The 12,329-nt window shown below is 56.4% G+C and carries 11 protein-coding genes; 4 read left to right on the top strand and 7 right to left on the bottom strand.

Going from position 1 to position 12,329, the window contains the following annotated elements:
* Window positions 1-8: 8 nt before the first annotated feature.
* The 5 genes from FHW16_RS04000 to FHW16_RS03980 all read right to left on the bottom strand — a co-directional run bounded on the left by FHW16_RS04000 (window position 9) and on the right by FHW16_RS03980 (window position 4,420).
* Window positions 9-311 (bottom strand): urease subunit gamma, encoded by a 303-nt coding sequence (locus FHW16_RS04000; protein ID WP_182547844.1) that lies wholly within the window; start codon window positions 309-311, stop codon window positions 9-11.
* A gap of 77 nt (window positions 312-388) precedes the next feature.
* The gene (locus FHW16_RS03995) at window positions 389-1,225 is read right to left on the bottom strand and encodes an urease accessory protein UreD (protein ID WP_246711616.1); all 837 of its coding nucleotides are present in this window, start codon (window positions 1,223-1,225) and stop codon (window positions 389-391) included.
* Window positions 1,226-1,259: 34 nt separating this feature from the next.
* Window positions 1,260-2,075 (bottom strand): pyrroline-5-carboxylate reductase, encoded by an 816-nt coding sequence (proC, locus tag FHW16_RS03990; RefSeq protein ID WP_182547843.1) that lies wholly within the window; start codon window positions 2,073-2,075, stop codon window positions 1,260-1,262.
* Between the two features lie 73 nt (window positions 2,076-2,148).
* Complete coding sequence (locus FHW16_RS03985) at window positions 2,149-3,456, bottom strand: O-antigen ligase family protein (RefSeq protein ID WP_182547842.1); 1,308 nt, start codon at window positions 3,454-3,456, stop codon at window positions 2,149-2,151.
* A complete protein-coding gene (locus tag FHW16_RS03980) occupies window positions 3,425-4,420 on the bottom strand; it encodes a glycosyltransferase family 2 protein (protein ID WP_182547841.1) in 996 nt (331 codons plus the stop codon). Before FHW16_RS03980 ends, FHW16_RS03985 begins: the two co-directional genes overlap by 32 nt.
* A gap of 119 nt (window positions 4,421-4,539) precedes the next feature.
* Between FHW16_RS03980 and FHW16_RS03975 the strand changes: the two genes are divergently transcribed.
* From FHW16_RS03975 to FHW16_RS03965, 3 genes are read left to right on the top strand one after another with little or no spacing between them, the layout of a single operon-like run.
* A complete protein-coding gene (locus FHW16_RS03975) occupies window positions 4,540-5,724 on the top strand; it encodes a glycosyltransferase (protein WP_182547840.1) in 1,185 nt (394 codons plus the stop codon).
* Entirely contained in the window at window positions 5,721-6,500 is a 780-nt protein-coding gene (locus FHW16_RS03970; RefSeq protein WP_182547839.1) for a WecB/TagA/CpsF family glycosyltransferase, read from the top strand. Before FHW16_RS03975 ends, FHW16_RS03970 begins: the two co-directional genes overlap by 4 nt.
* Window positions 6,497-7,360 carry a DUF6492 family protein gene (locus tag FHW16_RS03965; RefSeq protein WP_182547838.1) on the top strand — a complete coding sequence of 288 codons (864 nt, stop codon included), beginning with the start codon at window positions 6,497-6,499 and terminating at the stop codon, window positions 7,358-7,360. Before FHW16_RS03970 ends, FHW16_RS03965 begins: the two co-directional genes overlap by 4 nt.
* A gap of 1 nt (window position 7,361) precedes the next feature.
* Here the strand turns inward: FHW16_RS03965 and FHW16_RS03960 are convergent, their stop codons facing one another.
* The gene (locus FHW16_RS03960) at window positions 7,362-8,615 is read right to left on the bottom strand and encodes a lipopolysaccharide biosynthesis protein (protein WP_182547837.1); all 1,254 of its coding nucleotides are present in this window, start codon (window positions 8,613-8,615) and stop codon (window positions 7,362-7,364) included.
* A gap of 240 nt (window positions 8,616-8,855) precedes the next feature.
* On the opposite strand from FHW16_RS03960, the gene FHW16_RS03955 reads away from it, so the two are divergent.
* Entirely contained in the window at window positions 8,856-11,039 is a 2,184-nt protein-coding gene (locus FHW16_RS03955; RefSeq protein ID WP_182547836.1) for a GumC family protein, read from the top strand.
* A 9-nt stretch (window positions 11,040-11,048) separates the two neighbouring features.
* Here FHW16_RS03955 and FHW16_RS03950 read toward each other — a convergent pair whose 3' ends face one another.
* Window positions 11,049-12,302, bottom strand: a complete 1,254-nt coding sequence (locus FHW16_RS03950; protein WP_182547835.1) for a sarcosine oxidase subunit beta family protein — start codon at window positions 12,300-12,302, stop codon at window positions 11,049-11,051.
* Window positions 12,303-12,329: the final 27 nt, after the last annotated feature.

Below are 12,329 nucleotides of genomic sequence, written 5' to 3'. Positions count from 1 at the left end.
GTCATCTCCTAACGGATTGGTTCGTGAACGGTAACGAGTTTAGTCCCATCGGGGAAAGTTGCTTCCACCTGAATGTCGTGGATCATCTCGGGAATGCCTTCCATCACCTGATCGCGCGTGATCACGTGTGCTCCAGCTTCCATGAGCTCGGCGACCGCACGGCCATCGCGCGCGCCTTCCACGACAAAATCTGTAATGAGAGCAATGGCTTCCGGGTGGTTTAGCTTGATGCCGCGTTCGAGGCGACGACGGGCGACCATTGCCGCCATGGAGATCAGCAGCTTGTCTTTTTCACGGAGTGTCAGATTCATTTTGTCCTCTTGGCCATCCCATGTTTGTCCTGTGTACCCGGATCTTTCCTCGTTCACCCAGATTATGAATGTACGACCTAGATTGACCAGACTTTAGGCACGCCTGCCTTTTGATTCAGCAGTTCGATCAGCGGTATCAGCCGTTTCCGCAAGGAATAGGCATCTTCATCCACCAGCCTCGCAAGAAGCTTGCCAGACCAGAAGGAAGCCCCGCCTTTTTCGCCAATTATTTTTCGAGCCCGCTCCAGATACCGTTCCGCATCATGGTCGAGCAGAAGAATGGTCGCCATTGTCCGCATTCCGCCAAGAAGGGCCGGACGGGCGAGCATGACTGCCGTCTCAGGACCAATCGTAAAATCTTCGGCGTGAACAAGCTTGTCTTGGCGGTAAATCCGCCAGCGGTCGCGGAAAGTGCAGTTCTGTACGTCCTCGCCCATGGCCTTGCGCCCAAACACCACCGGCTCGACAATCAGCGCGCGGCTTGTTGCGCCGAGATGCGCAGTCAATGTTCGTTTCAGTGCCGATCGTTCGAACAGGATTGTTTCCTGCGGCAGCCAGGCGAGACTGGCATTCTCGCCGACCGAGAGCGTGGTTTCAACCTGAGCGACGGAACTGGAGGCTTTGTAGATGCGCTCGCAGGCCTGCGTTGCGATCTGCGTATGGCAATCATCGCCTGCGTCGAACTGCCAGCGCATTTCATCGCCACCCGTCAGGCCGCCTGATGTATTGATGATCACTGCTTCCAGCGAGGCATTGTCTGTAACAGGGAGACGAATTTTCGCGCAGCCTTCCTGATAGAGTGTCGCGATACGCGTGCGTCCCTTGACGGCTTTCACCGTCAGCCGGGCATGCCCATAGGCACGCTGTGGCTTGGTTGCGGGTGTCAGATCAAGGGTTGGCCGTACATTCATCATCGCAGGCTAGCGCAGCCCGTCGAGGGACGAAAGCTCAAACTTTTCCTAGCTCGATAGCGCGCTGGTGCGCCGCACGCACGGCTTCGGTCAGAAGGTTTTTCAACCTGTTATCACCCATAAGCACTTTCAATGCCGCAGCTGTGGTGCCGTTGGGACTTGTCACCTGCTCGCGCAGGGTCGTCGGTGTGTCGGTGCTGGCGGCAGCCAAAGCACCGGCGCCATAGACTGTTTGCATGGCCAGAAGGCCTGCAATGTCTCGCGTCAAACCAGCGGCGACCCCGGCCTCGGTCAGACCTTCGATAAAATGGAACACGTAGGCGGGCCCAGAACCCGAAACAGCGGTCACTGCGTCGATCAGGCTTTCATCATCAACCGACGCAACCGCACCGCTGGTTTTCAGGAGTGCATCGACAAATGCGGCGTCACTGTCACTGACATTCGGGTTGCGGAAAGTCACAATCATACCCTTGCCAATCGCGGCTGGCGTATTGGGGATGGTCCGGATGATCGCGGTCTCGGCTCCCAGATGGTTCTCGAAGAAATTCACAGTTATCCCTGCAGCAACGCTAACAAATGTCGCGTGCTCGGCGAAGCGCTTGTAGGCAGGCAGGACGTCGCCCATCACCTGCGGCTTGACCGCAACAAGGATCACGCGCGGTTGAAGATGAGCGGCGAGCGCTGCTGCATCGGCAACAACATTGACCCCGAGCGTCGCCGCGCGTTCACGCAGCGCATCGGTCGGTTCAACAACATGGACCTGTTCCGGCCTCAATATACCGGCATCGAGCCAGCCCTTGAGCATGGCGAAACCCATATTGCCGCAACCAACCAGAACCACGCTGTCAACCATTCTTCTTCTCCCAAATCATGTGGGCGCACTTTGATCCGGTCCGCTGGGCCGGGTCAACCGGATAGGTGAGAATTTAGGTACGGCTCGGGAGGGGAACGCGTGCTGTCATACGCAAGCCGAACGTGGCCATGACGACCAGAAGCCATACGGGATCGACCCGGCGGAAAAAGAAGCTTTCGAGGAATGCATTCATGAGCGAGAATGTCAGTACCATTACAAGGAAATCGGACAGATAGATATTCTCGCGCTTTTTCAGACAGCGCGCGTAATCGATGAGCGGCAATACCACCAGAACCATAATGCCGCAGATCATGGCCGGAAATCCCATACCGACGGCGATATCCAGATAGCCATTGTGTGCATGAACGATGCCACGCACATCCCAATCGAGATAATAGCTGGGGTTTTCCGCTTCCCGTACGACTGGCGCTTCCCAGAAACTTTCGAAGCCGTATCCGCGCCAGGGGGTCGCTGAAAGTTTTTCCAGCGCAAATGTCCAGATGGAAGTCCGTCCGGTGAATGTTGGATCTGTTCCGACGTCCACGAGGAGATTGTGGCTGGCAGGAATGAACAGACTGCCTATCGTAAACACAAAGAAGAAGATGAGGGCCGCTGCGATAATGAGCGATGTCAGGGTGCGAAGACCAAACATGCCGGGAAACATTACAAGCAACATCACGAGGGGCACCAGTGCCGTGGTTGTCTTGGAACCCGTATGCGCAACAAACCAGAGCGCGAGAATGAGGATGATAGAACCCATCACCCTCCAACCCCGGCGGATCAGATAAATGCTACCGAAGGAAAAGGCAGCCATGACGGGGCCTGCAATGTTCTTGTGCGCGTAGATGCCCCGCCAGAGACCGGCATGCTCGGACTCGATCTCGCTGGCGGTATGCTTTGCAAGATCGGGCACGACGGCAAGGCCGATATAGGAGAGAATGAGGACCGCAAGAGCAGCAATGACAAAGGCGAGGGAGAAGCCGTCAGCATCACGCGGCACTGCCAGAACGGCCAGAACGCAGATGATGCCAATAAGCGTGAAAACAACGGCTCTCTGTGCCGATGAAGGATCAATTGCGATGAATGTCGACAGGATGAGAAAGCCAAACATGACAACCCACATCGGACTGATCAGCGCCAGCAATGTGCGTGGTTCTGCAAGTGCAAGCATCGCAAGGATGGAGACGGCGCCCAGAGCGCCAAAACCCAGCTGATTGACGATATCGCCGCCGCCATCGGCACCGGCGGCGCTTACGGCCTGAAAGGGCCGGAACGATACCAGCAGGCAACACAGGATAAGGGCCGCAACCAGACTGGCGACGAGGCGGACAGGCAGGCCCCTTGCCACGTCAGTTCTTTTCAGGTTGCCGATACTGCTCATTGGAATATCCAAATTCCGCGAGAACGCGGCCAAGGCCAACATAGACCTGATAGAGACCGATGGACAGCGAGCCCGTCTGGATCATTTTGACTACGGCCCGGAACGGTGACAAGGCGAGCAGACCAACACTTTTTAGCACTGTCTTCAATCCGCCCAGCGGCTCATGCGCCCGCTTGCGTTTTTCGATCAGGGTCGAAAGCACTCCGTTGCGCAATGCCCGGGCCCTGATCCAGTCCGCCTCTACACGCCGTGCCGGAATGGTTTCGAAAACCCGTGCCTCGGCGCACCAGGCGACGGTAAAACCCTTGACGACACTCCTGCTGATAAAATCTGAATCGCCGCCGCCCATGAAATTGAAGGCAAGATCCAGAAACGGAAACGGCATTGTTTCCAGCACCCTGCGGCCGATAAGCAGATTACCCGAGGAGTAAAGCATCGGGACGCGGCCTGTTGCCGAATAATGCGGACTGAACACCGGATGTTTGGCCCAGACCGCATGTTCGTGCTTGGCGAATACCGGAATCTGTGGTCCGCCGACGAGATCGACACCAAGCGTTTCCTGTGTCTGCAGCAGGTTTTCCAGCCAGTCCGGGTCGGCTATTTCATCATCATCAACGACAAGCAGTGACGTGAAATGCGCGAAGGTTTTGAGCGCGGTCAGCCACCCGGCATTGTAGGCATTACAGTTGCCGCGATCATGGGCGATGACGACAAGCCCTTTGTACTCGCCCTTTTCGAACAACGGCCCGGCAGCCCTCGCGCCTTCTTGCGCCTCGGCCTCGTTTTCCATGACGATAATTGCGAAATGACGTTTCGTGTTCTGCTGGTTCAGGGAATGCAGCGTCTTCAACAAATGCTCGGGGCGTTTGAATGTTGGTAGCGTGATGACAACGTCAATTGTCTCAGGTGCGAGGTGCGGCGATCGGGCAAAAACCGAAATATTGTCTGGAAGGTCCGGTGCCATTAATCGATCTGTGTCCGCCGCGTGATGTAATCAATCTATACGTACCATTTGTTCAAGATTTCATTACATTGTTCATAGAATTCCACTAGTGGGAAACCAGACTTCAGCCAAGGCCGTTCATGCACCTCCTATTTGTAACATCGCTGGTTCCCGACGGAAAACCAACTACAGGTTACGAGATTGCCAATGCGGCAATTATCGATGGATTGGTGCGTGCCGGTATCCATGTGACGGTTTTGGGTTTCATCTGGCCAGGCAGTTCGCCTTCTGACCCCGACAATACGATCGTTCTCGGCGAGGTCGATGTGCGAAACGACACGGCGAGTCTGCCGCAGAAGCTGCGATGGCTTGGCAAGGCCCTTGTATCCGGGCTTACAGTCTCCTCCGTCAAGCTGCGGGTCATTTCAAGCGACCGGTTGCGCACCGCCATAGGTTCGGCGGGCAATTTCGATGCCTACGTGCTGAATGGTGTGACGCTGGCCGGTGCATTTGAGGACTGTTTTTCTGACAAGCCGCAAATCTTCGTAGCCCATAATGTCGAGCATCATTCGGCTTGGGAAAATGCGCAGGCCGCCACGAACATCGTACAGAAATTCCTGTTCAGGCGCGAGTCGAGGTTGCTCGCCGGATTGGAGGGACGCTTGTGCCGCCGGGCCTCCTTTGTATTCACGCTGGCCGAGCAGGACATCAAGGCACTGGGTCTCGCGGAAAGCGGGCGCGCGGCAGAGCTTCCTCTGGTCACTGGCGCCGATACCGCAAAAATGGCTGACCGCAGGTTAGAGCATGATCTCGGATTGATCGGCACATGGACGTGGCAATCCAACCGTATTGGACTTGAATGGTTCTTGCGCGAGGTTGCGCCGCATCTCGACAAGGGCATCGGGATTACGGTCGCGGGCAGCATACCTGCGGATTTGAAAACCGCCTGGCCAAAAGTCAATTTTGCCGGGCGGGTGCCGGATGCAGTCGAATTCGTCAGATCCTGCGCCGTAATTCCGCTGATAAGCCGCGCCGGAACCGGCGTTCAGCTCAAGACCATCGAGACATTCGAAATGGGGTTGCCAAGCGTTGCGACATCCCTGTCCGTCAGGGGAATAGCCAACATCCCGGAAAATTGTACGGTGGCAGATGACCCGCAAGCCTTTGCCAGGGCAATTGGCATTATGGTGACCCGAGTCCGGTCCGGCGAAGACCTGACCTGTTCGGGTGACGTCTTCCGTGCTGCACAGTTGACCCGGTTCGACTCGCAGCTTCGTCTTGGTCTTGATGAACTTGGTCAAGTCTTGGGAAGAGTTGGTCCATGAGGATGGTTCTTGCCTCGACAGACGATCCGGCTCCGCAACACATCATCCTTGGGGTGCCGGTGTTGGCACTGCCTTGGGATGAGGCGATTGAACATCTGCATGGGCTGATCGACAAGCAAAGCTTCACACTGATCACTTGGTTGAATGCGCACAATTCCAATCTGGCTCGGGAGAACGCCCGTTTTCGTCAGGCTCTCGATCAGTTTCTGGTTCTGCCTGATGGTATCGGAGTGGATATTGCCGCGCGACTGCTCCACGGCGAACCATTTCCTGATAACCTCAATGGCACGGATTTCACACCCGCATTGCTACGGGGACACACCAACCCCTTGCGGATCGGCCTTTTGGGCGCCCGCCGCAGTGTGGTCGAAAAGGCGGCGGAAAACCTCAAGCGAAACGCACCGCAGCACGAATACCGCGTGATAAGCGATGGCTTCTTCAACGTTTCCGATGAGCCGCGTATTCTGCAGAGCCTTGCAGAGTATCACCCCCATATCCTGCTGGTTGCCATGGGTGTGCCGCGTCAGGAACTCTTCATGCATGAAAAATTGACCGCGCAGCATTGTGTATTGGCATTCGGTGTCGGTGCGCTCTTTGATTTTCGTGCAGGTGCGGTGCTGCGTGCTCCGATCTGGATGCAAAAATCACGTCTGGAGTGGCTTTACCGGTTTTCGCAGGAGCCAACGCGGCTCTGGCGCCGGTATGTCCTCGGTAATCCGCTTTTCTTGCTCAGGGTGCTTCGTGAGCTTGTCATGGGTGAAAAGGCCGGGCAATGAAGACCGCAATCGTCACCGCAAGCTATGCGCCGGATTTTGAACGCTGCAAATTGCTTTGCGAGACGATTGACCGGTTTGTCACAGGCTATACACGCCATTACATTCTGGTCGAACATCGCGATGTCCCGTTGTTTCGCCAGCTCGAAGGCCCGCGCCGCATTGTTGTTGATGAGAATGATTTGCTGCCGGCCTGGATCAAGCCGTTTCCGGATCCGCTCAGCTTCGGCCGCAGGCGTATCTGGCTTTCACCCCGAACAATGCCGTTGCGCGGCTGGCATGTTCAACAGTTCCGCCGCATTGCCATTGCGGCCCATGCCGATGACGATGCTTTTTTCTATGTCGATTCCGACGTGGTCTTTCTGCGTCCGTTTGACTGCGGCTCAAACTGGCACGGCGATATCTTGCGGCTCTTTCGTCGCGACGGCGACCTGCTGCGTCCGGCTGCAGGCGATCAGCGCATATGGTCGGAGGAGGCCGGCCGGTTGCTTGGTATCGAACCGGTAAGCCCCGCCGGTCACGATTATATCGGCACCTTGATCGCCTGGCGTCGCGACGCGCTGCTTTCCATGTGCAGTCATATCGAGAAGCTATCCGGCAGGCACTGGATCGCTGCGATTGGCCGTCAACGCCGTTTTTCCGAGTGCATGATTTATGGGCGCTATGCTGATGAAGTGCTTATGACGAGTGGCCACTACCATGACAATGCCGAGTTCTGCCGGGTTTTCTGGGTTGCCCCGGCGCCAACGGAGGAAGAGTTTCTTGCCTTTGTCGAAGCCATGACGTCCGAGCAGGTTGCCATAGGCATGCAGTCCTTCATCGGGTTTGATACCGCCCGCCTTCGCAAATTGGTCAACACTTGAATCAAACGCGTCGGGCAGGCTGCTTGACGGCGCGATATGTCAGCCAGGTGGACAGCAGGTAAATCGCAGCGAACATGGCATTGAGCCATATCAGCCAGTCCTTCACCTCGGTGAATGTGACGAGCAGCCATGAGAGCAAAGCTGCTTTGGCAAGTGCGAGCAGGCTCAGATTGAAGGCACGAAGGCCGGATTGTCCGCGCGCATAAAGCAATTCCGCCTGATACTCGATCAGATTGCGCAGCCCGGGAACAAGGACAACCAGCGGCAGAAGAGCTACGACCGAGGCAACATTTGACCCCAGTGCACGCGGAAAAACATACAGGAATATCGCGAGCGCAATCAAGCCGCATGTCGAAACGGCGAAAACGCCGGCTTCGAGCCCGCCGCGAATTTTCAGTGACTTCAACATATCAGGCGAGCGCATCAGCTTCTGTACCAGCATCATGTTGAACGAGCGGACGGGGAGTGCTGTTAAATCCACAAGCCGCATGATTATGGCGTAAACACCTGCTGTCTGTGGTCCGCCTACGGCGAGCACCAGAAGTTTGTCGAGTTCCATCTGGATATAGAACAGGATTTCCGCTCCAGCCACGGCAAAGGAATCCGCAAGACGCCTGTAATAAAGTTGCGGGATAAGCCGCAACTTCACGCGCGGATAGAAGAACAGGATGGCGATGACGAGCGCTGTTCCATTGGCTCCCGCATACCACCAGCTCCAGGCGGCAAGTGTGGTCACGCTGGAAAAGGCAAAAAGAACCGCAGCGATTGCGCGCAGCGCCGTGCCAATGATGACAAGCAATGCAGCGCGGCCAAAGCGATTGAGGCCATTGTTGACGACCACAACCACTTCGAGGGATCGCCACAGCAAAGCCTCGGCAGCAACGATGACAGCAAAAATGCCAAGCGCCAGATCCGCGCCGAAAAACACCAGATGCGTGAGGAATGCCGCCAGCGCAAAGATGGGCAGGGAGATGACCACTGCTGCCAGATAGCCTCCGGTATAAGCTCCGAGCAGTTGCGGTTTGACCGTGGAGATGCGGTAAAGCGGGGATACAAATCCGAACGAAACCAGCCGTGACAGGACAACGCCCGTGGCCGAAGCCGTAGCGAAGAGGCCGAATTCGGCAATCGACAATGTATTGGCAAGCGCGACAAAATAGGCAAGGGAAATGACCAGCCGCCCCGCTGATCCGCTGATCACAGAGAAATAATTGCGAATAAGCCCCGCATTGGCCTTTACGTGACGCGCAATCAAATCTTTTCCCTTGGGCACCAATTGTCCCGTGTAATTCTGCGTCGTTCTATACTAAAAAGCCTTAATGGCTCGTGTTCCTTGAGCAATGCCAGAATATCAGGGAAATTGCATAAACGATCGCCCTTGTGTTGCACCGATGATTAACGATTTATTTTCCATAGAACTTTAGGTTGGGTTAACCGTGGGCCGTTCGCTCAGGGTTGAATTGTATTGAACGGTCGTTTTGGAGTGCGGATAAACATGGGTGATTGGGACAACGAGACACGAAAGCGGCCTCGGCGCTCGCTTCTCTCGTTCGCCAGCCAACCGCAACCGGTGGGCAACCCATCCGCACAAGCCGAATTCACGGAACCGCAGCAAGCGCCGCATCGCGTCGAGGATCTGGAACATTATCAGCGCATGCGCGCCTTGCGGCTGGCGGCAAGCAGTGAAATTACACCTTCATCCGTGATCGAGCCTGACAACAATTTGACGGCGGAAGAAGCCGAACAGGACGCCGTTGATCGTATGCGAGCTGACATGGCTGCCATAAAGGCGGAACTCAACCGGCGCATGGATGACAATCCGCCGATCGTGCCTGCTCTGTCCCCGGCACCTGAGGAAACACCTGTCGTGCGCGATGAGACGCCAAGGGAGCCTGCGCCTGCGGTCGTTTCCGTTTCGAAACCTGTTCATCGCGTCGAGAACGACAACGACGAATGGAAGCCGCTGGTTGATCCGCGTATTGTCCTGAATCGCATTGCCAATTCCAAAAAACTGATCATTGCGACCACGCTCATCGGTGCCTTGCTGGGTGCCGGCTACGCCATGACGGTGCCAAAACTCTACTCTTCCAATGTCGAGCTGCTGGTTGACCCGCGTGACCTCAAGCTGACGGACAAGGAGATAGCTCCCGGTCAACTGCCCGTTGATGCATCGCTCGCCATCGCCGAGAGCCAATTGCGGGTTATCCAGTCGAGCAGTGTGCTTTCAAAGGTGATTGATCGTGCGGGATTGGCCAAAGATCCCGAGTTCAACGGTGACCTCAAGGACAAGGGCCTGCTTGCCGCTATACGCGAGCTTTTTTCGACCGACAGCACGCCTGACGCAACTGCGCGCGAAACCTTGCTCCTGCGCAATCTGTATGAGCATTTGGACGTCGAGCGCAGTTCGAAGAACTTTATTTTCAACATCACCGTTAAATCGCGCGATCCGGAAAAATCCGCATTCATTGCCAACACGATATCCGACGTCTTCCGGGAAGAGCAGGGCAATATCCAGTCTGACTCGGCCAAACAGGCAACGGATTCGCTGACAGGCCGGCTGAATGATATGCGCATCGGTGTTGAAACGGCTGAAAACGCTGTGCAGAAATACAAGGCGGAAAACGATCTTGTCGATGTGCAGGGACGTCTGATCAGTGATGACGAGGTCTCGAGAACCAGCGATGAACTGACGGCAGCGCGCAATCAGACAATAAAACTGAATGCACAGGCGGCGTCTATCCGCAGCACATCGGTGGAAGGGGTTCTCGGGAACAATACGCTGCCGGAGGAATTCCGTTCGGGAGTTATCGTTGCGCTTCGTTCGCAATATGGTGCGCTCAAGCAGCAGGCCGACGGTCTGGCGACCAAGCTTGGACCGCGCCATCCGCAGTTGATTCAGGCGCAATCGCAGGTCGATGGTATCCGCAAGGAAATCCGCAACGAACTCGATCGTATTGCGTCTTCGGTGCAGGTCGAGCTCAAACGTTCCGTGCAACAGGAGCAGGATCTTGCGAGCCGGCTGGCGCAGCTGAAATCCCGCATGGCCGGCACCAATGAAGACATGATCAAACTGCGCGAACTCGAGCGGGAAGTGACCGCCAAGCGCGCTGTCTACGAAGCCTTCCTGCTGCGCGCAAAGGAAACCGGCGAACTCGAGGGGATCAACAGCACCAACATCCGGGTTATTTCACCGGCACGGCCAGCCCTCGAATCCACCGGCGGTTCGCGCAAAATCATCGTCATTGGCGGCATTCTGGCCGGGTTGCTGGCTGGATTGGGTGTAGCAATGTTGCGTGGGATGCTCGACAGTTTCCGTGGCAAAGGCAGGTTGCCGACGCCCCGCAATGATGGCGATGGGCCTTTCGATCCCGATTCACCTTCAGGACAAAGACGGTCGTCATATCCAGAAGACAAGAAGCAGGAACCGGCGCCGGAGTCACGCTTGGGCGCTGCGATCAAGCAAGCGCAGACCCGCGGCGCTGCGACGGATTTCGATGAACCGCTGGCTGAAGATGAAACAACGTCCGTTGATGATCAGACGGCCGTTGCACAGCTTCTGTATGAGTATGCTGATCTCCAGTTCGCCAGGCGTCAGCACGATAATTCGAATATTGAAGACATTCTCGCAGATATCGCCGAGATTCGCGATGTTCTGCGCCAGCGTGCTGGTCGAGAATAGAGCGGAAGCTCAGTGCAGACGGGGCGTTGGTCCCATACCTTTGTCATCAATGACATAGCCACGATAGAACCGGTCGAGTGTAAAGGGAGCCGAGAGGGGATGAGGCTCGTCCTTTGCGATGGTCCAGGCAAAGCATTTGCCCGAGATCGGCGTTGCCTTGAAGCCGCCGTAACACCAGCCGGTGTTCAGATACATGCCCGGCAACGGCCCGGTGGTGATGATGGGCGAACCATCCATGGACATGTCCATGATCCCGCCCCAGGAGCGCAGCAGCTTGACGCGTGCAAGTGCCGGCATGAGGGCGACGAACTCGCTCATCACATCTTCGACCACAGGCAGGTTGCCGCGCTGCGCATAGGAATTGTAGCCGTCGATATCGCCGCCGAAAACAAGACCTCCCTTGTCTGACTGGCTGAAATAGAGGTGGCCGCCGCCGAAGGTTGCGACTGTATCGACAACAGGCTTGAGCGCTTCCGAAACGAAAGCCTGCAGGACATGGGATTCAAGCGGCAGCCGGTCAACGCCTGCCCGGCGCATAAGTTCGCTGGTATGTCCGGCCACGGCGCAGGCGGTTTTTTTGGCGTTGATCGGGCCGCGGGTCGTCATGACGCCCGTAACCTTGTCGCCGTCCTTGATGAAGCCCGTGACTTCGCAATTCTCGATGACGTCGACGCCGAGCTGGTCAGCCGCACGCGCATAGGCCCACACTACGGCATCATGGCGCGCCGTACCGGCGCTGCGCTGCATCAGGCCGCCAATAATCGGAAACCGCGCGGATGCGCTGGTGTCGAGACCGGGTATGAGTTTTTCCAGCTGTTTGGGATTCATCAGTTCGCAATCGATGCCGTTAAGCCGCATCTGGTTGCCGCGCCTGACATAGACATCAAGCTGCGGGAGGTTGTGCGCAAGATTGACCACGCCACGCTGTGAGAACATCACATTGTAGTTCAGGTCGTGCGACATGGTCTCCCAGAGCTTCATGGATGCTTCATAGAAGTGCTGGTTTTCTGTCAGGAGATAGTTGGACCGCACGGCCGTCGTGTTACGGCCGATATTGCCGGAACCGAGCCAGCCCTTTTCGACCACGGCTATATTGCGGATACCATGTTCCTTGGCAAGGTAATAGGCGGTCGCCAGCCCATGTCCACCACCAATGATTACCACGTCATAGGCCGGCTTCGGGTCCGGTTTGCGCCACGCAGGCTTCCAGTCCTTATTGCCGTTGAGGGCGTTCTTGAGAAGGGAGAAAGCGGAATAGTGCATTGACGAATCCAGTTTGCAGGCGGAACA

Source organism: Phyllobacterium myrsinacearum (genome assembly GCF_014138285.1).
In the GTDB taxonomy this organism is placed as follows: Bacteria; Pseudomonadota; Alphaproteobacteria; order Rhizobiales; family Rhizobiaceae; genus Phyllobacterium; species Phyllobacterium myrsinacearum_A.
This window is presented reverse-complemented; position numbering and strand designations above follow the sequence as displayed.

Excerpts from the sequence above, each read along its gene's own strand:
- FHW16_RS03980 (WP_182547841.1), bottom strand. The coding sequence starts at position 4,420 with ATGGCACCGGACCTTCCAGACAATATTTCGGTTTTTGCCCGATCGCCG.
- FHW16_RS04000 (WP_182547844.1), bottom strand. The coding sequence starts at position 311 with ATGAATCTGACACTCCGTGAAAAAGACAAGCTGCTGATCTCCATGGCG.
- FHW16_RS03985 (WP_182547842.1), bottom strand. The coding sequence starts at position 3,456 with ATGAGCAGTATCGGCAACCTGAAAAGAACTGACGTGGCAAGGGGCCTG.
- FHW16_RS03995 (WP_246711616.1), bottom strand. The coding sequence starts at position 1,225 with ATGATGAATGTACGGCCAACCCTTGATCTGACACCCGCAACCAAGCCA.
- FHW16_RS03965 (WP_182547838.1), top strand. The coding sequence starts at position 6,497 with ATGAAGACCGCAATCGTCACCGCAAGCTATGCGCCGGATTTTGAACGC.
- FHW16_RS03970 (WP_182547839.1), top strand. The coding sequence starts at position 5,721 with ATGAGGATGGTTCTTGCCTCGACAGACGATCCGGCTCCGCAACACATC.
- FHW16_RS03950 (WP_182547835.1), bottom strand. The coding sequence starts at position 12,302 with ATGCACTATTCCGCTTTCTCCCTTCTCAAGAACGCCCTCAACGGCAAT.
- proC (WP_182547843.1), bottom strand. The coding sequence starts at position 2,075 with ATGGTTGACAGCGTGGTTCTGGTTGGTTGCGGCAATATGGGTTTCGCC.
- FHW16_RS03975 (WP_182547840.1), top strand. The coding sequence starts at position 4,540 with ATGCACCTCCTATTTGTAACATCGCTGGTTCCCGACGGAAAACCAACT.
- FHW16_RS03955 (WP_182547836.1), top strand. The coding sequence starts at position 8,856 with ATGGGTGATTGGGACAACGAGACACGAAAGCGGCCTCGGCGCTCGCTT.